We start from the raw sequence: 2,069 nt of genomic DNA, 5'->3' as shown, positions 1-2,069 counted from the left end.
TAGACTGATGTCTGCGGGCTTTTTCGCTTTGGGCCGCCCACATGACGAACATGAGAATTTCGAGCGCAGCATCCGACATGGACCTCACCCTGATCCATCGCTTCCTGTCGGAGGAAGCGTACTGGTCGAAGGGCGTTTCCCGCGAAAAGATCTGCAAGGGATTAGCGAACTCCCTGTGCTTCGGCGGCTTTGTCGGCGCCGACCAGGTCGCATTCGGCCGGGTCGTCACCGATTACGCCAGCTTTGGCTACCTCAAGGACATATTTGTACTTCCCGCCTTTCGCGGCCGGGGATACGGTAAGCAGCTCGTCGAGGCGATGCTCGAGCGGCTGGAGCACGAGGGCGTGGGCACCTTGATGCTCGCTACCGAGGATGCGCATGGGCTCTATCGCGGCTTCGGCTTCGAGCCGGTCGAAGGCTCTGCCAAGTTGATGCGCCGCGCTCGCCTCTGAGCTGTGGCCCATAAAATGTTGTGAACACGCCGCAAAATTCACAATTTGCGGAACTGCATCAAGTGGAGTGCGTGACTTATTGCAGCGCATTAAATATTATTGCTATATTGGAATTTGCATACCCCGCTTGGGCAGAAGCGCGGCGCAGCAAACCCTGGCATGTCGCCTTGGTCTGTTTTTGAGAAAGCATTGATGAGCCCACTTTCTGCCATGGTTTGGCAGCGCCTGACCGGTCTGATGCCTGGGGAGTTGAACCAGGGCGAACTGAGCTGGCTGGCTACGCCTCACCGTCATCTCTCCCTTCTTGCGCGTCGGCGCGCGACGCTGATCGTCAATCGCGTCAGGCTGTTCGCGTTCCTTTTTGCCGTCCTCACGCCAATGTGGAGCGTGGTGGACTTCATCGTCTTCCCATTCCCGCTGTGGCGAGAACTGGCCTTGATGCGCTTCGCGGCCTGCGCGGCGTTTGCCAGCCTGCTGGTCTATTATCGGTCCAACGGCGACCTCTTCAATGCGTACCGCGCGATGGCGCTGTTGTTCGCGATCCCGACCGTCTTCTATGTCGCGTCGCACACTTTGCTTACCTACTATGAGCTGACGGGAATGTCTGCCGCCATCGGCGCCGGCTATGCATTCCTTCCGTTCGTACTGCTGGCGGGGCTGTCGATTTTCCCGCTGACCCTGGTGGAAAGCCTGGTTGTGGCCAGCCCGATCCTGATCTGCCAGGCGGTGTCCGGCTACCTGCGCTGGGCTGCGATGGACTGGCCTTCGTTTGCCGGCGCGTTTTGGCTGCTGGTGCTGATCACCGGTGTGGCCGCGCTGGCCGGCCTTTGCCAGCTCGCCTTCATGATTGCGCTGGTACGCCAGGCGATCCGGGATCCGCTGACTGGTGCGTTCTCGCGCAGCAGCGGCACAGAGATCATCGATCTTCACTTCACGCTTGCGCGCCGCGCCAACGCGCCCTTTGCCGTTGCGTTCCTGGACCTGGATCACTTCAAGCGCATCAATGACCAGTTCGGGCACGAAGCTGGCGATCGTGCATTGATCACGATGACCGAAAGCGTCAGCCGCCAACTGCGCCACGGCGACGTGCTGGCCCGCTGGGGCGGCGAAGAGTTCCTCTTGATTATGCCCGGCACCACCATCGAGCAGGCAGAAACCGCCATCGAGCGAGTACGCAAGGCTGGCTTCGGCGAGCGTCCGGAGGGTGGCCGGGTTACGGCGAGTATAGGCATTGCCGAGTCCCGCGCCGACCGGGCCTCGGACTGGAAAGATCTGGTCGAACTGGCCGACCAGCGGATGTACCGGGCGAAGCAGGAAGGCCGTGATCGCGTGGTGAGCCGGGAGCCGGCCGAGGCCGCCGCAATCTCCGCATGAGGTGGGCAGGTTAGCCACCTGATTTTCGAAAGACCTTGCGCTCCGCGAACTGGTTTGCTATAGTTCCGTCCCTGCTTCGGCGGCGAACCAAAAGCGAAACGAATCAAGTAGTTAAGCTGACAAGGTTCACCAGGAAACTGACCCGAAGCAAAAATGAAGTTGACGACAAACGCGAAACACTGCATAATCTCACTTCTCTGCTGCTGACGAACAAAACGATTCGCACAATGCAGCAAGGCAGTC

3 protein-coding genes are annotated in these 2,069 nt (G+C 59.8%); all 3 read left to right on the top strand.

Annotated features, from left to right (window positions below; translation table 11 throughout):
* Positions 1-77 precede the first annotated feature (77 nt).
* Positions 78-452 carry a GNAT family N-acetyltransferase gene (locus tag NX773_RS23415; RefSeq protein WP_258858638.1) on the top strand — a complete coding sequence of 125 codons (375 nt, stop codon included), beginning with the start codon at positions 78-80 and terminating at the stop codon, positions 450-452.
* Positions 453-644: 192 nt separating this feature from the next.
* The gene (locus NX773_RS23410) at positions 645-1,826 is read left to right on the top strand and encodes a GGDEF domain-containing protein (protein ID WP_258858637.1); all 1,182 of its coding nucleotides are present in this window, start codon (positions 645-647) and stop codon (positions 1,824-1,826) included.
* Positions 1,827-1,861: 35 nt separating this feature from the next.
* Positions 1,862-2,069 (top strand): hypothetical protein (locus tag NX773_RS23405; RefSeq protein WP_258858636.1); only part of this gene is annotated, 208 nt, incomplete at its 3' end.

Origin of the sequence: Massilia solisilvae, assembly GCF_024753215.1 — a bacterium.
In the GTDB taxonomy this organism is placed as follows: Bacteria; Pseudomonadota; Gammaproteobacteria; order Burkholderiales; family Burkholderiaceae_D; genus Telluria; species Telluria solisilvae.
The sequence above is the reverse complement of the archived record's forward strand: the minus strand, read 5'-3'. Positions and strand labels throughout refer to the sequence as shown.